Source organism: Pseudomonas sp. D3, assembly GCF_029320995.1.
Lineage (GTDB): Bacteria > Pseudomonadota > Gammaproteobacteria > Pseudomonadales > Pseudomonadaceae > Aquipseudomonas > Aquipseudomonas paraveronii.
Genome location: NZ_CP119772.1, coordinates 984,880 through 1,005,997, shown reverse-complemented (window position 1 = coordinate 1,005,997; position 21,118 = coordinate 984,880). Strand labels below are relative to the sequence as shown.

The following is a 21,118-nucleotide window of genomic DNA, read 5'->3' as shown; positions in this document are numbered from 1 at the left end:
AAATATGGCTCACTGTTAAATCCTGTCAAACATTGTTTCAAGGATAGTCGTATCGACAGTTCAAGTCCACCGCCCCTATGCTTTACGGCAAAGGGGAAACAACATGACCTATCGCTACAAAGTTGCACTGATATTTCTGATCGGCTTTTTTATAGACTGCATTAATATCTTTATGTCAGCGGTCGCATTACCGAGTATATCGGCAGCGCTGCACGTTAGTACCTCAGACGTTGCCTGGGTGGCTAACGCTTATATTTTGGGGCTGACGCTGATCATTCCGGTCAGCACCTGGTTGGCCGGTCGTTTTGGCAGTCGGGAAATCCTCACCACCTCGATGATCGTGTTTACAGCCTCCGTGTGGATGTGTGGGCTGGCCGACAGTTTCAACGAGCTGGTGATCTGGCGCTTCGTCCAGGGGATTGGCGGCGGCCTGTTGATTCCTGTCGGACAGGCACTGACGTTTAACCTGTTCAAGGGCGAGCAGCGGGCAAAAATATCCACGTTGGTCATGGCCGTTGCCCTGATTGCGCCCGCCATTTCACCGACCATCGGCGGCGGCATCGTCGACAGCAGCTCCTGGCGCTGGGTGTTCTACAGCAACATCCCGTTCTCACTGATTGCGGCATTGCTGTCATGGTTCTGGATCAACGAAGCGCGACCGACGACTTTGCCCAGGCCCGACATCAAGGGCTTGCTGCTGGTCAGCGCCGCACTCGGCAGCCTATTGATGGGCATGTCGTTGTATGGCGGCGACGCTCCGGCATGGGTGGCCGCCCTCTTCGTCATGGCCGGCGTTACGTTCGTCGTGCTGTACGGGGTGCACTACCGCACCTGCAAAAATCCGATCATTGAACTGAGCCTGCTCAAAAGCAAAAAACTCAGCACCTCCATCTTTATCTATTACGCAATTCCCGGGGTGTTCACGGGGGTCAACTTGATGAGCATCTTCTTCCTGCAAAACACCCTGCACTTCAGCGCCCGACTGACAGGGATGTTCATGATCCTCTACGCCATCGGCGCATTCATCGCGATGCTGATCTGTGGCCGGGTCTATAACCGGATGGGCGCCAAGCGGCTGTTTGCCCTCGGCATGCTCTTGCACAGCGCCGGCATCGCCACCCTGTTACTGGTGAACGATCCCTCAGACTATCTGGTGATCGTCATCGCCTACAGCTTGATGGGGATCGGCGGCGGCATCGGTGCCAACACAGCACAAACCACGTCGCTGATGGACTTCGAGGGCAATGACACCCACAAGGCCAGTGTCATCTGGAACATCAACCGACAGATGTCATTCAGCATCGGCGCTGCCCTCTTCCTGATGGTTTTCAACCTGCTCTTGAAGCATTTCGATACCACCCAGGCCTACCACGTGACCTTTGCCATCGCCGCGCTGGTGGGCCTGTTCCCACTCTTTCAACTGAGTCAGTTGAACACTCAAAAGGACTGTCATGCACAACAAAATAGTTGAACAGGCGCACCACAGCATTCATCACGTGCACGAGCTGATCCACACCCTGTTCACCGACGCAAACGGTAAGGGGCAGGCCACGCTTGAACCACTGATATCGGCCTTTGCCGAGCAGTTCACCATGGTCACCACCTCGGCAGCCATTGTCAGCCGGGCGACAGTCGAACAGATGTTTAAAGGTGCAGTCGGCGCCAAGCCAGGCCTGGAGATCGTCATCAGCGATCTGCATACGGTCTGGCAGGAGGGCAACAGCGTGGCGATTCGCTACAAGGAAACCCATCGCCTCGGCCAGCGCGAAAGCTCACGGGTTTCGGTGGCGATCATTGGCATGCATCACCACAACGCCCAATGGATCTACCTGCATGAAACGCCGCTAAGCCAGGAAAGCTGACTCTCGTATGAACTACACAATCACTGATTGCCGAATGCTCTCGGCCTCTATCAAAGAAATCACCGTCAGCCCGCTAGCAACGGGGTGTGCGGTGCCGGCAGCGGGCGCACATTTCAAATGGTTCATCCCCGAGTTGAATGAATGGCGGCACTACTCGGCGGTACAGCTGGCAGACCGCACTACGCAGCAAGGCAGCGTCGTCTTTGCCATCCGGCTCACTGCCGACTCGGTCAGCAGTCGCTACATTCGTTCGCTGGCCGTCAACGACACCGTACAGCTCAATGGCCCGTTCAATACGTTCACCTACCCGCTCACTGAAGACGTCGGCAGGGACATTGCGATTGCCGGCGGCATCGGTATTACGCCGCTGACCGGGATCCTTCAACACCTGACGTCATTGAATCGAAGCGCCCACCTACACTATTTCGTTAGGAGCGACGATGACGCGGCCTATGCCTTGCCAATGCAGGCACTGCTGCAGGAACGCTTGCACCTGCACTTCTCCAATCGGCCCGAGGGCCGTCGCTCTGTCAGCCAGGTGCTGGCCGATCTGGCACCACATGACCGGCTCTACGTCTGCGGCCCGCAATCGATGCTCAACGAAGTATTTTGCCATGCCGAGGCCAATGGCCTGGCGCGCGAGCGCATCCATTTTGAAATCTTCAATGTGGTCCGTGAAGACGATGCGTCGGCCTTTGTGATTGACGCCGTCGAGTCGGGGGTCAGCGTCAACGTTAATTCCGATCAATCCTTACTCGAGGCGCTCGAGGCGGCCGGCCTGGACCCGCTCTATGACTGCCGGCGCGGTGAGTGCGGCGTCTGCGCAATAGAGGTCGTCGAGGGCGAAGTCGATCATCGCGATTTCATCATGAGCGAACAAGAAGCCGCCTGTAGCACAACGATTTATCCCTGCGTCTCGCGGGCCAAAAGCCAACGCCTGAAGCTGGCGATCTAACGAGGACAACCGTTTGGACAATTACTTCAACGGCAGAGAAGTGCACAAATCGCTCTTCCTTCATCAACAGATCTTTGAACAAGAACAACACAGCGTCTTCGCCGCCAGTTGGTGCTACGTGGGGCACGACAGTCTGATCCCGCAGCCTGGTGACTTTTTCACCACCGACATTGCCCAACAACCCTTGGCAATGGTGCGGCAAAAAAATGGCGAGATTATTGTCTTGCATAACCGCTGCCCGCACAAAGGCGTAAAAGTGTTGGCCGAGCCTCGCGGTAACGTCGGCCGTTTCATCCGCTGCCCTTACCATGCGTGGACATTCAAGACCGATGGCGAACTGTTGAGTATTCCGGTGAAGAAGGAATACGACGATTGCGACCTCAGTACGTGCTCTGCCCACAGAGGCATGCAAGCCGTCGCGGCGGTGGAGAATTATCGCGGTTTTGTGTTTGTCCGCCTCCAGGCGGAAGGCATCGATTTCAACACGTTTTTCGGCGAGTCATTATCGACACTGGACAACATGGTGCTGCGCTCCCCCCTGGGTCAGCTTCGCATCGTTGGTCAGCCGCTCCTGCACCGACATCGCTGCAACTGGAAAATGGTCGTCGATAACCAGACCGACACCTGTCACCCGATGATTGCCCACGAGTCCTCGGCGGGCGAAGCGATTCGCTTGTGGAAGGAAACCAGCGACCAGACCAGCCCTTCGCCCATGGTGGTCGAGCTGTTCTCGCCGTTCATGGCGTCCTACGAGTTTTTCGCCAACATGGGCATTCGCACCTGGCCCAACGGCCATGGGCATACCGGTGTCAGCAACTCGATCCATAAAGCCTATGCCGACATTCCGGGGTATTGGGACTTGATGGTCCAGAGCTATGGCGAACGCCAGGCCAGCGAGATTCTCGAAGACACCCGACACAACACCGTCTATTTCCCGAACCTGATGGTCAAGGGACCGATCCAGACGTTGCGGGTGATCAAGCCGATCAGCGCCCAGGAGACGGTGGTCGAGTCATGGATCTTCGAGTTGCTGGGTGCCCCCATCCAGTTGCTGGAAAGAACCGTCCAGTACAACAACCTGATCAATTCCCCCTGCTCGATGGTAGCCCACGACGATGTGGAAATGTACGAGCGGGCGACGGAGGGATTGCGCAGTCACGCCAACGAGTGGGTCAACGTGGCACGACTCTTTGAATCGAACGAATCCTATGAGCGGACCCAGGTGGTTTCGGGCACCAGCGAAATGGCGATGCGCAACTTTTACAACAGCTGGCAGCACTTGATGCGGGAAAACCATGCAACTCCATCAGAACAATAAACACGCGATCGAACAGTTGATTGCCAGCGAAATCCAGCTGCTGGACCAGCAAGACTTCAGTGCCTGGCAACAACTGCTGACTCCCGAATACACCTACTGGATACCGTTGAGGCGAGAACAGACCAGCCCTCTCCATGAGTCCTCGCTGCTGTATGAAGACCGGTTTCTGACCACGTTGCGCATCAACCGCTTGACCAACGCGCGCAACTACTCGCAACAGCCCAAGAGTCGCGGTTTGCATATCGCCCAGCGTTCGTTGATCCACCTGGAAGACGATGATCTCAGCGCATCGAGTAGCACCAACATGCTGTATTGCGAAGCCCGCGGTGACAGCGAATGGCATTTCCCGGTCACCGTCGAGCATCAACTGATTAACGTCGAGGGCATCTGGAAAATCAAAGGCAAAAAAGTACTTCTGCTCAATCCCTCCCGAGCGATTGAAAGCCTGCAGTTAATCATCTGATTTATCGAGAATCACACGTGACCGTTATGAGTACCGGCTTCGACGAAGCCACATCCCCCTGTTCCTTTCCGTATGTTGACCTGTTGTACGACTACGGCCAGTTTTTGCGCAACGCCGTGGACGCGATCGGTTACTTGCCACCAGAAACGGCCAACAGACACATCGGCATTGTCGGTGCTGGGCTGACCGGGCTAGTCGCCGCCTACGAACTGCTACGTGCCGGCGCCCGTCGGGTCACGCTGTTCGAGGCCGCCGAGGAACACTTGGGCGGGCGCTTGCTGACCCAGCGCTTTGACGACGACCACCCGCAATTCATCGCCGAAATGGGTGCAATGCGCTTTCCTCCCAGCGAGGTCGGGTTGTTTCACTACCTGAACCGCTTCGGTATCAAAACCACAGAAACATTTCCCGACCCCGGTGTCGTGGACACTGAAATTCACTACCGCGGCGAGACTCATCACTGGGCGGCCATGCAGCCGCCGCCAGCGATTTTCAGCACGGTCCATCGGGGCTGGAATGCGTTTTTGAAAGAAGGCGTGACCTTCGATGACGGCACCTGCCTGGCGCCTCCGTTGTTACTGACCGAGTTACTCAAACAACACAACTACGCGAAAGTGCAGCCGGAATGGCAGCGCTATCTGGATTGCTTCGGCGACAGCTCGTTCTATTCGGCCATGGTGCGGATTTTCACCGGCAGTAACCCGCCCGGCGGACAACAGTGGCGCAAACCCGAAGACTTCCATCTATTCGGGTCGCTGGGGATTGGCTCGGGCGGTTTCCAATCGGTCTACCGCGCCTCCTTTACCGAAATTCTGCGGCTGGTGGTCAATGGCCTCGAAGTCAATCAACGGCTGGTGCCTATGGGCATCTCGTCGCTGTCGCAGTTGATTGCCGATACGTCATCCAACGGCATGCCCCTGCGCGACCGAATCTGTCGTACCCGCATCGAGTCCATCAATAAGGGCGATAACGGTGAAATCCTGCTGGCCGGCAGCAATGGCGAAACCTATGCCTGCGACCGGGTAATTACCACGACCACCACCCGGGCGCTGCAGGTGAACATGAAGCTCACGCAGAACCAGGCCTTAGTGAATCGTGATGTGGCGCGAGCGATCAACGAGACCCATATGGTCGGTTCGTCCAAGCTGTTCATCCTGACCAAAGACAAGTTCTGGTTGAAACACGGCCTGCCACAGAACGTCCAGACAGACACCCTGGTGAAGGGCGTGTACTGCCTCGATTACGCGCCTCAGGATCCTGAGTCCTGGGGCGTGGTGTTGATCAGCTACACCTGGGAGGACGACTCCCACAAGATGGTTTCAATGACCGACAAAGTTCAGCGCTGCCTGCGTCTTGTCGATGAACTGGCCATGAGCGCTCCAGCGTTTGCCAGCCACCTGCTACCGCTCGATGGTAATTACCAGCGCTACGTCCTGGAGTATGACTGGCTGACCGACAAGCATTCGCTGGGTGCCTTCAAACTCAACTTTCCAGGTGACGATATTTACTCGGAGCGCTTGTTCTACCAATTCAAAACGGCCCTCGACCCACAACAGGACACGGGGTTGTACCTAGCCGGGTGCGGCTGCTCTTTCACCGGTGGCTGGGCGGAAGGCGCCATTCAAACAGCGCTCAACGGTGCCTGTGCGGTGATCAGTAGTCTAGGTGGCGACTTGATTGCCGACAATCCGCTGGACGGGCTGCACGCTCAATACCGCTATTGCTGACGCCTTCATCGCAAGCCTCCCTCCCCATAGACGAGACCCGTTTTATGTACAGCCAGCATTCAATTGAAGAACTCGTCAGCGGATTTCGCAGCGGCAGTCACTGCCTGGACACCTGGCACCAATCCCTGCGCGACAAACAGTTTGATCATCAACACCTGAACAGCTTCATCACGTTCGATCCGGCGGGGTTCGAGGGTGCCCCCGGCGCGGATCGGGAGGCGAGCCTGTATGGCATTCCCGTTTCCTTCAAGGACAACATCAATGTCTGCGGCATGCCGACCACCGCAGGAACGCCGGGGCTGGCCGCTTATTACCCGTTCTCCAATGCCGGGATTGTCGAGCGCTTCAAGGCGCTGGGGGCGAGGGCCGTTGGCAAAAACAATATGCATGAACTTTCGTTCGGGGTGACGTCAGCCAACAGAACCCACGGCGCCGTAGTCAACCCGGTCGACGAACGCTACAGCGCCGGCGGCAGCAGCGGCGGTTGCGCGGCAGCCGTCGCCGCAGGCCTGGTGCCCTGCGCCGTGGGCACCGACACCGGCGGTTCGGTGCGCATCCCCGCTGCGTTCTGCGGGATCGTCGGGTTTCGCCCCACCACGGGTTGCTACCCGGTCGATGGCATCGTGCCCGTTTCCCAGACCAAGGACACGCCGGGGCTACTGACCCGCACACTGCAAGACTGTCAGTTCATCCACCGTCACTTGACCGGGGCCCTCCCCGCTACGCTGGACGCCAACAGACCGCTCCGGGTGGGCATACCGGAAAAATTCTTCTGGGCCAACCTCGACGAAAAAGTCCGACACGATTGCTTCGCGGCGATCGAAGTACTGGCAGATCGGGGCGTGGAGCTGGTTCCGGTCGATGACCTGTTGATCGGGGAAATCAATGAGAGCATTCAGTTCCCATTGCCGATTTATGAGTTCTTCATCGACTTCCCGCGATTCCTGATGAAAGAAGGCTGGGGCGACCAATTCCTAAGCATCCTGGCGCAGATCCAGGACCCGAGCATCAAGAAAATACTGACGGCACAACTCGAAAGCCCGGCGATTTCCTACACGGACTATGTGCAGGCCTTGATGAGCAAACTGCAGCTGGGTCGTGAATACAGTCGTCTGTTCAATGCTCATCAACTGGACGTCATTGCGTACCCCACCGTCAGTTGCACAGCGCCGTTACTCACGGAGTGCGAGGCAGAAAGCAACTTCGAGAGGTTCGTGCGCAACACCGACCCGGCAAGCAACCTGGCGGCGCCCAGCGTCACCGTTCCGGTAGCGGAAACACTCTCGCTACCGGTCGGCCTTTCGTTCGACGCGTTGCCCGGACAGGACAGCCTGCTGCTGGAGAGAGCCCGTCGGTTGTCACGCTTGCTGGCCATGCGCTGACGCGCTGTCGGCGCCATCATCGGCAACGCTGAATGGCGCCGATCCTTTTTGACGCCGACCTCTTCGCCCACTGAAAGAAAAGTTCTCTAACAATTCAAATGCAGGCCTTGCCATGCGCAGCACGTCTACGTCCTCTTCAGCTCCCCCCGTTGCACTCGAACGGTCGCCCTCGGTGCTCGGCGGCGCCATGATGATCGGTGGCACCATTGTCGGCGCAGGCATGTTTTCGCTGCCGGTCGTCATGTCCGGCCTGTGGTTCTATGGCTCCGTCGCGGTCCTATTGATTGCCTGGTTCTGCACCTTGCATTCCGGGTTGATGATTCTTGAGGCCAACCTCAACTATCGTCCGGGTGCCAGTTTTTCAACGATCACCAAAGACCTGTTGGGTCATCGCTGGAATGTGTTGAACGGCTTGAGCATCGTCTTTGTCCTGTACACGCTGACCTACGCCTACATCTCTGCCAGTGGTTCAGTGATTCATCACAGCGCCCAGTCATTGGGCGTGAATCTATCGGCGCGGGCCGGGGGCCTGTATTTCACCCTAACGGTATCGGTCATTGTGTGGCTGAGCACGGCAGCGGTGAGCCGGGTGACCACGGTGATTTTCGGTGCAAAAATCTTCGCGTTTTTCCTGACCTTCGGCGGGTTGCTCGATCATGTGCAACCGGCGACGCTGCTCAATCGCAACGCAACGGACAGCCACTACCTCCCTTACCTGCTGATGACCCTGCCCTTCTGCCTGACGTCCTTCGGCTTTCACGGCAACGTGCCCAGCCTGATGAAACACTTCGGCAAAGATCCGCAGCGTATCCGGGCCTGCCTGGTCAGCGGCACCCTCATCGCGCTAGGTCTCTATGTCGTCTGGATAGTGTGCAGCATGGGGAACATTCCCCGGGACGGGTTCAAAGATATCGCTCAGCGTGGCGGGAATATCGACGTACTGATCAGCGCGTTAGGGGCCATGCTCAACAGCGCGAAAATCGACGTGTTCCTCAGCCTTTTTTCCAACTTCGCCGTCGCCTGCTCCTTTCTTGGTGTGACTCTGGGGCTGTTCGATTATCTGGCCGACGTACTGGGGTTTGACGACAGTCCGCGAGGTCGCCTGAAAACCGCAGGTACCACCTTCCTGCCGCCCATGCTCTGCGGGCTGTTGTGGCCCGAAGGGTTTATCCATGCAATCGGTTTCGCCGGTCTGGCGGCGACCCTCTGGGCCGTGATTACCCCTGCATTGCTGGCCAGCGCATCACGTAAACGCTTTGGCAGCCCGCGGTATCGCGTGTGGGGCGGCCACCCCATGATTGCCCTGGTGCTGTTTTTCGGCGTGATCAGTGCGGCTTCACATGTGCTGTTTTCCTTGGGCCTGTTGCCGGTCTGGCGTTAGCGGCCCTGAACACCATTTGGTTTTCCGAACGCGACCTGTCGGTCGATTCGGTTAACCTGATTACTCATTGTGAAAAATCACGCCATAAATATTTAATCTCATTAAAAATCAATAAGACAACCACATATACAACGTCAATTACGCCTTGACCATAGACGAGATGGAACCCGGAACCATTTCTGTCGCCGTGCCGTGCCGCTACGCGAACGCAGCGGAAAAGTGGTGGCTGCGATCAGCTTCGCCTCCAACCGTTCACGGCGTACCCCCGTGGACCTCACCAATAACGTGCTGCCTCATTTGCAGGCACTGGCACGGCAAATGGAATCGACCACCGGCAGTTATCGGGACCAGGGACAACTCAACCCTCCAGCGCGACGACCAACCCCTTCACACCTCAAGGTTTACCGGGCGACGGCCGATACCCTTGGACAGTCCACGCAAAAGACCTAGCGAACTCAATACGCCATGAATAGAAGCCTTCGTTTCAGTCACAAAATTCTGTTGGCCGTGTCGCTGATTGTGATGCTCGCCTTCACCCTATTCACGTTGTACAACGACTATTTACAGCGCAATGCAACTCGCGTCAGCCTGGAAAACTATTTGACTGAAATGGGTGACTCTACCTCCACCAATATTCGTAACCTGCTGGAGGGGCGGATTAATTTGGTGAGGAATCTGGCGCAGAACATTGCCAGGGAGCCTGCCAATGCCGAGACGCTGATGGATGAGAGCGTCCTGACCTCAAGTTTTCTCACCGACTACCTAGGCAAGGTCGACGGCAGTTTCAGTATTCGTCCGAACACCAAGATGCCCGATGGCTATGACCCGCGCTCCCGCCCTTGGTACAAGGACGGTATGAACGCCAACGGCGCCATACTGACTGAGCCTTATATTGATCTGGCCACCAACAAGATGGTCATTAGTGTCATCAGCAAGGTTTCCAGCAGCATCGGTGTGGTTGGCGGTGACCTGGCGTTGGATGGCCTGGTGGAACTCATCAACTCGTTGAACTTTGGCGGCATGGGCTATGCCTTCCTGGTCAACGATCAGGGCAAGATACTGGTGCATCCGGACAAAGCGCTGGTCATGAAGTCGCTTTCGGATTTGTACCCTGCACACACACCGAAACTTTCCGGCGAGCTGACCGAGGTCCAGTTCAACGGGCAAGCCCGCTTGCTGAGCTTCGCACCGATCAAAGGTCTACCTTCCGTCAACTGGTACATCGGTCTCTCAATCGATAAAGACAAGGCTTACGCGACGCTGAGCCAATTCCGCTATTCGGCGGTGATTGCCACCATCGTTGCGGTGATCCTCATCATCGTCCTGCTGAGTTTACTGATCCGCATACTGCTGCAACCGCTGCACATTATGACCCGCGCAATGGAGGACATTGCCCAAGGCGAAGGTGACCTCACCAAACGCCTGGTCATCCACACGCAAGACGAGTTCGGCACCCTGGGCAATGCGTTCAACGATTTTGTCGAACGTATCCACACCTCGATCCGAGAAGTCTCCTCAGCGACCGAGCACGTCAACGAAGTGGCCATGCGCGTGGTCAGCGCCTCCAACTCATCGATGCTCAACTCCGACGAACAGGCCAGCCGTACCAACAGCGTCGCCGCTGCCATCAACGAACTCGGTGCCGCTGCTCAGGAAATAGCCCGTAATGCCGCTCAGGCCTCGCAACAGGCCAGCGACGCACGGGGTCTGGCCGAGCAGGGTCAGCAAGTGGTCGAGCGCAACATCAGCGCAATGCATCAGCTGTCGGAAATGCTCAGCGCGTCGAGTACGAATATCGAATCGCTGAACAGCAAAACGGTGAATATCGGTCAGATCCTTGAGGTGATCACCAGCATCTCCCAGCAAACCAACCTGCTCGCGCTCAACGCCGCCATCGAGGCCGCACGGGCCGGGGAAGCCGGACGCGGGTTTGCGGTAGTGGCCGATGAAGTGCGCAACCTGGCGCATCGCACCCAGGAGTCGGCACAACAAGTGCAAACGATGATCGAGGAGCTGCAAGTCGGCGCCCGGGATTCGGTCAGCACCATGAGCGACAGCCAGCGCCATAGCCAAGACAGCATGGAAATCGCCAACCAGGTCGGCGAGCGCTTGAACAGCGTGACCCAACGCATCGGCGAGATCGATGGCATGAACCAGTCGGTCGCCACCGCCACCGAGGAACAGACCTCGGTGGTGGAGTCGATCAACATGGACATTACCGAGATCAACACGCTCAATCAGGAAGGCGTGGAAAACCTGCAATCGACCCTGCGCGCCTGCGCCGACCTGGAACAGCAGGCGGCACGGCTGAAGCATCTGGTGGGCAGTTTCCGCATCTGACCTATTCCAGGCACCGATCCATAGACGTTCACAGCCGCCTATGAATCCCCAAGAAGCCCGCCTCGTGCGGGCTTTCTTGTTTCTGCGATTCCACTCTGTGGCGGGAATGGATGGCGCGGTTACAGCATGCGCAAATCCAGCGGGTAAAGCCTGTTGCCCAGCGAACACTTCTGTCTTTGCGCACAACTGTTTGCCAGGCAACAGCGTTTCAACACTTGCCCTCTTCCAGCGACACTCATCGCCGCACACAAACCAATCATTACCTTATAAATCAATAACTTAATGAATTGGTACGATGCTTGCTCTCTTAGAACTATCGGCCACAGCCACAGACTTGTTCCAACAAGCGCCTCTATAGAGCCGTGCCGGCCCTGCGTTGCACAACCTGCTGCCGTCTTACCTTACCCAAGGCAGCGGGCTTCTTATTTTTGCAGCGAGGAGCGTGTTGATGAGTCTTGATATCTTTTGGTTTCTGCCCACGTCCGGCGACACCCGTTATCTGGGCCGATCCGACAGCGGCCGCCCGGCCACCAACAAATACATGCAGCAAATCGCGGTAGCCGCCGAGAGCCTGGGCTATGACGGGGTGTTGATTCCCACCGGCAGCAGTTGCCTGGACCCGTGGATTACCGCCGCCAGCCTGGTCCCGGTCACCCATCGCCTGAAGTTGCTGGTGGCGCTGCGCACCTCGCTGGGCAACCCCACCGCTTCGGCCCGTCAGGCGGCCACACTGGACCAGGCCAGCAACGGCCGCTTGCTGCTCAACGTGGTGCCCGGCGGTGATGCCACCGAGTTGGCCGCCGACGGTATTTTCCTCGACCACGACCAACGCTACGAAGCCGCTGGCGAGTTCCTGAGCGTTTGGCGGCGCTTGCTCAGTGGCGAGGTGGTGGATTTCACCGGCAAGCATGTGCGCGTCGAAGGCGCGCAGAACTTCTTCAACCCCGTGCAGCAACCGCACCCGCCCTTGTATTTTGGCGGGTCGTCCCCGGCCGCCCATGAGCTGGCGGCCCAGCAGGTCGACGCCTACCTGACCTGGGGCGAACCGCCGGCGGCCGTGGCCGCGAAAATCGCCGATGTGCGCGAGCGCGCAAAAAAATATGGGCGCACGCTGCATTTCGGCGTGCGCCTGCATGTGATCGTGCGTGAAACCAACGAGCAGGCCTGGGCGGCGGCCGAAGAACTGATCAGCCACCTCGACGACGATGTGATCGCCGACGCGCAAAATAATTACGCCAAGATGGACTCCGAAGGTCAGCGCCGTATGGCCGCCTTGCATGGCGGACAGCGCGACAAGCTCGAGGTCTCGCCCAACCTGTGGGCCGGTGTCGGCCTGGTGCGCGGAGGCGCCGGCACGGCGCTGGTCGGCGACCCTCAGACCGTGGCCAAGCGCCTGCAGGAATATGCCGACCTCGGCGTAGACCGCTTTGTACTGTCCGGCTACCCGCACCTGGAAGAGGCTTTCCGCTTTGCCGAACTGGTGTTCCCGCTGTTGGGCAAACAGCCTGTCACGGTCCGCGACCAAGTACTCACCGGCGGCGCGTTCGATGTGCGGGCCGGCCACACATCGGTCAAGGATGAGGCCACGGCATGAACGTGATTGATATGCGCTGCCGCCCGGCGTACCTGCACGATTTTTTCGGCGCCACCCCAGGCAGCGCCGAGACCGCCACCGCCCGCTGGCTGAACCGGCGGGTGGGCACGCGTGGCGACGACGAGCACTTCGCCCGTTCGCGCACACCCCAGGGGTTTCTCGATGAAGTGCGCGACGCCGGGTTGAGCCGGGCGGTGGTGGTCGGTCGGCACACGCCCGGCCAGCACCTACCCAACGACCTGATTCACAGCATCGTGCGCGACCACGCCGAATTGCTCGGCATCGCCAGCATCGACCCGGCGTTGCAGGGCATCGACGGCGCGCTGGGCGAAATCGAGCGCGCCATCTCGGGGCTGGGCCTGGCCGGGATCGACCAGGAGCCAGGGTTTGGCGAACCGGCCAGGCAGGCGGATGACCCGCTGTACTGGCCGATCTACGAGCATTTGCAGGCACGCGGCATTCCGCTGTTTCTGATGAGCGGGCCGACCACCCCGGACCCTGCCTTCAACAACCCCGAACACCTGGCCAAGGTCGCCCGGGCGTTCCCGCAGCTGTCGATCGTCTGCTACCACGGCTACTGGCCCAACGTGCAGCAAGCGCTCGGCGTGGCGTTTCGCTACCCGAACATCTACCTGGTGCCGGACATGTACCTGTTCCAGCCCGGCAGCGACGCCTACGTGCAAGCGGCCAACGGCTTTCTGGCAGAACAGTTGCTGTTCGGCTCGTCCTATCCGTTCCGCCCAATTCGTCAATCCATCGAGGATGTCCTGCGCCTGGGTTTCAAACCCGAGGTGCTCGACAACGTCCTCTATGGCAATGCCGCCCGGCTGTTTGGGCTGTAGAACACCTCGCGCTACACCCCGGGACCGGCCGTCATCCAGGGGCGGCCCGGCGCTGTTTTCAACTTCAAGGAGTTCCCCTGTGACCACCCCCCACGATCCTGTGCACGTCGCCCGCCGCCTGGCGGCCGACTGGGCCAGTACGGCTGCCGAGCGTGACGAGCGCGGCGGCACGCCCAAACGCGAGCGTGATGCCCTGCGCGACAGCGGCCTGCTGACCCTGAGTATTCCCTGTGAATTCGGCGGCCTCGGCGCCAGTTGGAGCGACACGCTGAACATCGTGCGCGAGTTCGCCAAGGTCGACAGTTCGATGGCCCATGTGTTTGGTTTCCAACACTTGATGCTGGCTACTGTGCGCCTGTTCTCGCGACCCGATCAGTGGCAGCCCTGGCTGGAACAAACCGTCCGCCAGCGCTGGTTCTGGGGCAACGCCCTCAACCCGTTGGACACCCGCACCGTGGCCACGCGTGTCGACGGCGGGCGCGAGTTTTCCGGGATGAAGAGCTTTTGCTCCGGCGCCAGCGACTCCGACCGCCTGATTGCCTCGGCGCTGGAGGACAGTGGCGCAGGCAAACTGCTGATCGCCGCCATCCCCACCGACCGCGTCGGCATTACCCTGCTCAACGACTGGAACAATATGGGCCAACGCCAGACCGACAGCGGCAGCGCCCGTTTCGAACGCGTGCGGGTGGCCGAGGATGAACTGCTGCTCGACCCGGGCCCGCTGAGCACGGTGTTTTCCGGGCTGCGACCGCTGTTGGCGCAACTGACGTTCGTCAACCTGTTCCTCGGCATTGCCGAAGGCGCCTTTGAGCAGGCGCAGCACTACACCACCCACGAAGCACGCGTCTGGTTCAAGTCCGAGGTCGAGCGGGCGGTCGACGACCCTTATGTGCTGGCCCACTACGGCGAGTTCTGGGTCGGCCTGGAGGCGGTACGCGCCCTGGCCGAACGGGCCAACGCGTTGTTCGACAAGGCCTGGAACTGCGGCGAACAGCTGCGCGCCGAGGAGCGCGCGAACCTGGCCCTGGCCATCGGCAGCGCCAAGGTCCATGCCACCCGGGTCGGCCTGGACCTGAGTTCGAGGCTGTTTGAGGTCACCGGCGCCCGCGCCACCCACGCCTCGCGGCGCTTTGATCGCTACTGGCGAAACCTGCGAACCCAAACCTTGCACGACCCGGTGGACTACCGCATCCGCGAACTCGGCGAGTGGGCCTTGAAGCAGAAACCGCCGACGCCGAGCTTCTATTCCTGACGCCCGCGATCACGGCCAGGCAGGGTCGGTGTTCGCCAGCGTTCACCCAAACAACAAAGTGTTGCCCCAGTGATAGGCACCCAGCCCAAAAGTCGGCAAAACCCCAGGTATTACAGCCCGTTAGCACTCGGCATGAACTATGCACTTACCTCCTTAAACCACGATTGAACCGCCGTGCGCGCCCCATGAATCAAGACAACTGGAGTTAATCGACTATGGCTTCCCGCATTATCCTCAATGCGTTTGAAATGACCTGCGTGAGTCATCAGGCTGCGGGCACCTGGCGTCACCCAGACAGCCAGGCATGGAAATACAAAGACCTCGATTACTGGGTCGAGTTGGCCAAGCTGCTTGAGCGCGGCTACTTCGACTCGGTGTTTATCGCCGACGTCGTCGGCGTCTATGACATCTATCGCGGCTCGGTGGAAACCTCCCTGCTCGACGCCGACCAGGTGCCGGTCAACGATCCCTTCTTTCAAGTGCCAGCCATGGCCACCGTCACCCAGCACTTGGGCTTTGGCGTGACCTCGGCGCTGACCTATGAACAGCCTTACGCCCTGGCGCGAAAGTTCTCGACCCTCGACCATCTGACCAAGGGCCGCGTGGCGTGGAACGTGGTGACCTCGTACCTCAACAGCGCGGCGGTCAACCTGGGCCTCAAGCAACAGATCTCGCACGACGAACGCTATGACATCGCCGATGAGTTTCTGGACGTGACCTACAAACTGTGGGAAGGCTCCTGGGATGAAGACGCGGTGCTGCGTGACCGTGAGCGCGGGATCTTTACCGACCCGAGCAAAGTCCACCCGATCGGTCACAAGGGCAAATACTACGATGTGCCGGGCATCCATTTGTCCGAACCGTCGCCACAGCGCACCCCGGTTATTTTCCAGGCCGGTGCCTCCAGCCGTGGCCGGGCGTTTGCCGCCAAGCACGCCGAAGGGGTGTTCATCAGCCCGGCCACCGCAGAACAGGCGCGCGAGGTGTCCGATGACATCCGCCACCGCGCCGTGGAAGCGGGCCGTAGCCGTGATTCGGTCAAGGTGTTCACGCTGTTGACGGTGATCACCGCTGAAAGCGATGAAGCCGCGCAAGCCAAATACCGCGACTACCTGAGCTATGCCAATGGCGAAGGCATGTTGTCGTTTTACGGCGGTTGGACCGGCATCGACTTTTCCGAATACGACCCGGACCAACCCCTGGAGGCCATCGACAACGACAGCATCCGCTCGGTGCTGGAACTGCTCGCCACCGCCGACCCCGACCGCAAGTGGACGCCACGCGACATCATCAAACACCGCAGCATCGGCGGCCTGGGCCCGGTGTTGGTGGGCGGCCCGAAAACGGTGGCCGACGAAATGGAGCGCTGGGTGGACGTCGGTGGTATCGACGGCTTCAACCTGGCCTATGCGATCACCCCGGGCACCTTCGAAGACCTCGTCGAGTTCATCGTTCCGGAGCTGCAACGCCGGGGCCGTGTCCGCACGTCCTATGACGGCGCCACCCTGCGTGAAAACCTGCTCGACGGCACTTCGCCGTATGCCGCAGACGACCATCCGGCGGCACGTTATCGCGGTGCATTCAAAACCGGCGCGAACGCCACCGATCACACCAAACCGTCCACATTCTCTGACCTGACTTGACGTTTATCTGCGCTGAAGAGGAATCCATTCCATGTCCAGTTTCGCCACGCTGAACACACTGTCTGTCGGTACTGATTACGACGCGCTCGCCGCACGTTTTCGACCGATCTTTGCGCGTATTGCCGAGGGCGCGGTCGAGCGCGAACGCAGCCGCACGCTGCCGTTCGAACCGATCAAATGGCTCAAGCAAGCCGGGTTCGGCGCCGTGCGTGTGCCGGTCGAATTCGGCGGGCCCGGCGCCTCGCTGCCGCAACTGTTCCAACTGTTGATTGAACTGGCGGCCGCCGACTCCAACGTGACGCAAGCCCTGCGCGGGCATTTTGCGTTTGTCGAAGACCGCCTCAACGCCCAGGCATTCAGCCCGCAGAACGCCTGGTTCGAGCGGTTTGTGGCCGGGGAGCTGGTCGGCAATGCCTGGACCGAAGTCGGCGACGTGAAGATCGGCCAGGTGATTACCCGAATCAGCCGCCAGGGCGAGCAATGGGTCGCCAACGGCACCAAGTTCTACAGCACCGGCAGCCTGTTCGCCGACTGGATCGACCTCTACGCCCAACGGGACGACACCGGTGCCGACGTGATCGCAGCGGTCCGCGTGCAGCAACCGGGTGTGCGGCAAAGCGACGATTGGGATGGCTTCGGTCAGCGCACCACTGGCAGCGGCACTTCCGTGTTTGAAAACGCAGTGGTCGAAGACGACCACCTGATCGACTTCTCCACGCGCTTTAAATACCAAACGGCGTTTTACCAACTGACCCTGCTGGCCGTCCTGGTCGGGTCGGGGCAGGCGGCCGTGCGAGAGGTGGCCCAACAGGTCCGTGTTCGCGCCCGCGTGTTCAGCCATGGCAATGCGCCGGCGGCGCGTGACGATGCGCAGGTGCAGCAGGTGGTCGGCAAGGCCTCGGCGCAGGTCTACACGGCTGAAGCGGCGACCCTGCGCGCCGCACAGGCCTCACAACGCGCCTACGTGGCACACTTCGCCAAGTATGCGCAGGCCGAACGCGAGGCCAATATTGCCGCAGAGCTGGAGTCGGCCCAAGCGCAAGTGGTGATTGCCGATCTGGTGCTTCGCGCCACCAGCGACCTGTTCAACGCCTTGGGCGCATCCGCCGCACGCGCGAGCCTGCAACTCGACCGACACTGGCGCAATGCGCGCACTGCCGCCTCACATAATCCATTGATCTATAAAGAGCGGATCCTCGGTGACTGGGAGATCAATGGCACCGAACCGCCCTACGTGTGGCAGATCGGCGGTGGCAGCCAGCAAAACCACGCGCAGAAATAGCACCAGAGCGTGTAAACCGCGAGCTGAAAATGCCCCGGCCTGTCGGGGCATTTTTCTGAGACACCGAAAAAGCTGCGCCGCACCCTTCCCGGCAGCTTGCATGCGCGCAAAAAAACACGCCTTCTGTATTTTGACGCTCCCCAGAGCCCGCTGTTAGTGTCCAACCTCCCCGCACGCATGGAGTACACCACGGTGAAACTGGACATCTACCAAGTCGACGCCTTCAGCCAACACCCCTTCGGCGGCAACCCTGCAGCGGTGTGCCCACTGACCGAATGGCTGAGCGACGCGCAACTGCAAAACATCGCCGCCGAAAACAACCTGTCCGAAACCGCCTACTTCGTCCCCCGCGACGGTTTTTATGAGCTGCGCTGGTTCACCCCGACCGTCGAAGTCGACCTGTGCGGCCATGCCACGCTCGCGGCGGCGTGGGTGTTGATTCATGCGTTGGCGGATGCGCCTGAGGTGCTGCGGTTTGCAACCCGCAGCGGCGAGCTGCGGGTAACACGCGAGGGCGATGAACTGGCGATGGACTTCCCGGCGAAAGCGCCACAACCGTGCGAGCCGCCTGCCGCAATGTTGAGCGCGCTGGGGATTGAACACGCCGAGGTGTTCGGCACCGATGACTACATTGTGTTGCTCGACGATGAAGCCCAGGTTGCTGCGCTCACGCCGGACTTCGCCCAGCTCAAGGGCCTGCCCAAACGCGGGATTGCGGTGACAGCCAAGAGCACGCGGTTTGATTTCATTTCCCGTTGGTTCGGGCCGAATGTGGGGGTCAATGAAGACCCGGTCACCGGTTCCGCGCATACCTCGCTGGCGCCGTTCTGGGCCGAGCGTCTGGGCAAAACACGCCTGAGCGCCGAGCAAGGCGGTGCGCGCAAAGGCCAGTTGCGCTGTGTCCTCAAGGGCGACCGGGTGATTATTTCCGGCAAGGCCGTGCTGTATATGCAAGGCACGATTTACCTGTAAAAAGCAGTACCCCTAGAACAACAGATCATTCTCAACATGAACGGAGTTCAGCGCGTGTTTTCGATTGCCCGCCGTCAACTGACGGTCATTGCCGCAACCCTGGCCCTTGTGGCCTGCCACACCCCGGTCAACGAACCGCCTCCGGCGCCGGAGTTGGGCTCGGGCTATCGCAGCGACCTCAGCCCGCGCTACGCCGAGCGCCATATGGCGGCGGCCGCCAACCCGCTGGCGGCCGAGGCAGGGCGCGAGATGCTGCGCCAGGGCGGTTCGGCCATCGATGCGGCGATTGCCATGCAGGCGGTGTTGACGCTGGTGGAGCCGCAGTCGTCGGGGATTGGCGGCGGTGCCTTCATCATGCTGTGGGACGGGCACACCGTGCACGCGTATGACGGCCGGGAAACCGCACCGGACGGGGCGACGGAGCGCCTGTTCCTCAAGGCCGACGGTCAGCCGATGGGGTTCACCGCAGCGCAGATCGGCGGGCGCTCGGTGGGTACGCCGGGGGTGTTGCGAGCGCTGGAGATGGCGCACAAGAAGAGCGGGCATCTGCCATGGGCCCGGTTGTTCGAGCCGGCGATTCGTCTGTCGGAACAGGGTTTCGCCATCTCGCCGCGCTTGCACAGCCTGATTGCCGCAGACCGTTTTATCCCACAGTCGCCGGAGATGGCGGCCTACTTTCTGAACGCCGATGGCACGCCCAAAGCCACCGGCACGCGGTTGAAAAACCCGGCACTGGCGGCGGTGTTCAAGCGCATCGCCAAGGAAGGCCCGGACGCGCTGTACCACGGCCCGATTGCCGACGAAATCGCGCGTAAGGTGCAGGGCCACCGCAACGCGGGCAGCCTGTCCCCGGCGGACCTTAAAGCCTACGTGGCCAAAGAACGTGCGCCGCTGTGTAGCGACTACAAGCGCTGGAAAATCTGTGGCATGCCGCCACCGTCGTCGGGCGGGATTGCCATCGCGCAAATCATGGGCACGTTGCAGGCCCTGGAAGCCCGCGACCCGCGCCTGGCCATCGCGCCCATGACGCCGCTAAAGAGCGCCTCGCCCGCTGGCCTTGAGCCCACGCCCGAGGCGGTTCACCTGATCGCCGAAGCCGGCCGCCTGGCCTTTGCCGACCGCGCGTTGTATGTGGCCGATGCGGACTTTGTGCCGGTGCCGGTCGCAGGCCTGGTCGCCCCCGACTACCTGGCCCAGCGCGCCGCCTTGATCGGTGAACGCAGCCTGGGCGTCGCCAAGCCGGGCCAACCAGCGGGCATTCAAGTGGCGTATACCCCGGACCGCTCGCCGCTGCGCATCTCCACCTCGCAAGTGGTGGCGGTGGATGACCAGGGCGGCGCCGTGTCGATGACCACCACGGTGGAGGCCGCGTTCGGCTCCCACGTGATGGTCCAGGGCTTTTTGCTCAACAACCAGATGACCGACTTCTCGTTCATTCCCGAGGAAAACGGCCAGCCGGTGGCCAACCGCGTGCAACCCGGCAAACGCCCGCGCTCAGCCATGGCGCCGACCCTGGTGTTCGACCGCCACAGCGGTGAATTGCTGGCTACGCTGGGGTCGCCGGGCGGTTCGCAGATCATCGAATACGTGAGCAAATCCCTGGTGGCGATGCTCGACTGGCAGCTCGACCCGCAAGCCGCCATCAGCCTACCCAACTTCGGCAGCCGCAATGGCGCAACCGAACTGGAAAGCGGCATGTTCAGCCCGGCGTTGAAACAGGCGCTCAAGGACAAGGGCCATGCACTGAGCGAGATCGAGATGACCAGTGGCATCCAGGCGATCGTTCGCACGCGGGATGCGCAGGGCAAGGTGATGCTGAGCGGCGGTGCCGATCCTCGGCGGGAGGGCGAGGCGTTGGGTGATTGATGCTTACGCTGACGCCAAGGGCGCTACCGAGCATACTCCAGCGCATATCCTGTACAAGATCGCGAAGGACATGAAACATGCCACTCACTGAGAAACAACTGAAGGAGCGTGACGCCAAACGCAATATCGGCGAAGAGTTACTGACCGCCATTCAGGAGGTCAAAGCAGGGCTTTACGGCGCAGTACACCCGGTCGAAATCACTCGAGCCGCCGACACTAGAAGTAAGACCGGACGTTTT

At 60.1% G+C, this 21,118-nt stretch carries 16 protein-coding genes and 1 pseudogene; all 17 read left to right on the top strand.

All coding sequences use genetic code 11. The features are described 5' to 3' along the window. The first annotated feature begins 103 nt into the window (after window positions 1–103). Window positions 104–1,471 carry an MFS transporter gene (locus P3S72_RS04325; protein WP_276196386.1) on the top strand — a complete coding sequence of 456 codons (1,368 nt, stop codon included), beginning with the start codon at window positions 104–106 and terminating at the stop codon, window positions 1,469–1,471. Then, window positions 1,452–1,862, top strand: a complete 411-nt coding sequence (locus tag P3S72_RS04320) for a DUF4440 domain-containing protein (RefSeq protein WP_247404272.1) — start codon at window positions 1,452–1,454, stop codon at window positions 1,860–1,862. Before P3S72_RS04325 ends, P3S72_RS04320 begins: the two co-directional genes overlap by 20 nt. Before the next feature lie 7 nt (window positions 1,863–1,869). Further along, the gene (locus P3S72_RS04315) at window positions 1,870–2,817 is read left to right on the top strand and encodes an iron-sulfur cluster-binding domain-containing protein (RefSeq protein ID WP_276196385.1); all 948 of its coding nucleotides are present in this window, start codon (window positions 1,870–1,872) and stop codon (window positions 2,815–2,817) included. Between the two features lie 40 nt (window positions 2,818–2,857). Then, window positions 2,858–4,135 carry a Rieske 2Fe-2S domain-containing protein gene (locus P3S72_RS04310; protein WP_276196384.1) on the top strand — a complete coding sequence of 426 codons (1,278 nt, stop codon included), beginning with the start codon at window positions 2,858–2,860 and terminating at the stop codon, window positions 4,133–4,135. After that, window positions 4,113–4,598, top strand: coding sequence for an aromatic-ring-hydroxylating dioxygenase subunit beta (locus P3S72_RS04305; RefSeq protein WP_276196383.1), 486 nt, complete (start codon window positions 4,113–4,115; stop codon window positions 4,596–4,598). Before P3S72_RS04310 ends, P3S72_RS04305 begins: the two co-directional genes overlap by 23 nt. Before the next feature lie 26 nt (window positions 4,599–4,624). Then, window positions 4,625–6,325 (top strand): FAD-dependent oxidoreductase, encoded by a 1,701-nt coding sequence (locus P3S72_RS04300; RefSeq protein WP_276197894.1) that lies wholly within the window; start codon window positions 4,625–4,627, stop codon window positions 6,323–6,325. Between the two features lie 44 nt (window positions 6,326–6,369). Beyond that, window positions 6,370–7,707, top strand: coding sequence for an amidase family protein (locus P3S72_RS04295; RefSeq protein WP_276196382.1), 1,338 nt, complete (start codon window positions 6,370–6,372; stop codon window positions 7,705–7,707). Window positions 7,708–7,819: 112 nt separating this feature from the next. Continuing rightward, complete coding sequence (mtr, locus tag P3S72_RS04290; protein WP_276196381.1) at window positions 7,820–9,088, top strand: tryptophan permease; 1,269 nt, start codon at window positions 7,820–7,822, stop codon at window positions 9,086–9,088. A 465-nt stretch (window positions 9,089–9,553) separates the two neighbouring features. Then, window positions 9,554–11,428 carry a methyl-accepting chemotaxis protein gene (locus P3S72_RS04285; RefSeq protein WP_276196380.1) on the top strand — a complete coding sequence of 625 codons (1,875 nt, stop codon included), beginning with the start codon at window positions 9,554–9,556 and terminating at the stop codon, window positions 11,426–11,428. Window positions 11,429–11,876: 448 nt separating this feature from the next. Continuing rightward, window positions 11,877–13,022 (top strand): FMNH2-dependent alkanesulfonate monooxygenase, encoded by a 1,146-nt coding sequence (ssuD, locus tag P3S72_RS04280; protein ID WP_276196379.1) that lies wholly within the window; start codon window positions 11,877–11,879, stop codon window positions 13,020–13,022. Further along, the gene (locus P3S72_RS04275; RefSeq protein WP_276196378.1) at window positions 13,019–13,864 is read left to right on the top strand and encodes an amidohydrolase family protein; all 846 of its coding nucleotides are present in this window, start codon (window positions 13,019–13,021) and stop codon (window positions 13,862–13,864) included. Before ssuD ends, P3S72_RS04275 begins: the two co-directional genes overlap by 4 nt. Before the next feature lie 79 nt (window positions 13,865–13,943). Next, complete coding sequence (locus tag P3S72_RS04270) at window positions 13,944–15,116, top strand: acyl-CoA dehydrogenase family protein (protein ID WP_276196377.1); 1,173 nt, start codon at window positions 13,944–13,946, stop codon at window positions 15,114–15,116. Window positions 15,117–15,331: 215 nt separating this feature from the next. After that, on the top strand, window positions 15,332–16,759 hold the full coding sequence (locus tag P3S72_RS04265; protein WP_276196376.1) for an LLM class flavin-dependent oxidoreductase: 1,428 nt from the start codon (window positions 15,332–15,334) through the stop codon (window positions 16,757–16,759). A 31-nt stretch (window positions 16,760–16,790) separates the two neighbouring features. Beyond that, window positions 16,791–18,041 (top strand): acyl-CoA dehydrogenase family protein, encoded by a 1,251-nt coding sequence (locus P3S72_RS04260; protein WP_276196375.1) that lies wholly within the window; start codon window positions 16,791–16,793, stop codon window positions 18,039–18,041. Window positions 18,042–18,233: 192 nt separating this feature from the next. Then, entirely contained in the window at window positions 18,234–19,013 is a 780-nt protein-coding gene (locus P3S72_RS04255) for a PhzF family phenazine biosynthesis protein (RefSeq protein ID WP_276197893.1), read from the top strand. Between the two features lie 36 nt (window positions 19,014–19,049). Continuing rightward, on the top strand, window positions 19,050–20,879 hold the full coding sequence (gene ggt / locus P3S72_RS04250; protein ID WP_276196374.1) for a gamma-glutamyltransferase: 1,830 nt from the start codon (window positions 19,050–19,052) through the stop codon (window positions 20,877–20,879). Window positions 20,880–20,956: 77 nt separating this feature from the next. Further along, window positions 20,957–21,109, top strand: a pseudogene (locus tag P3S72_RS04245) (transcriptional regulator); the annotation flags it as partial. Window positions 21,110–21,118 lie beyond the last annotated feature (9 nt).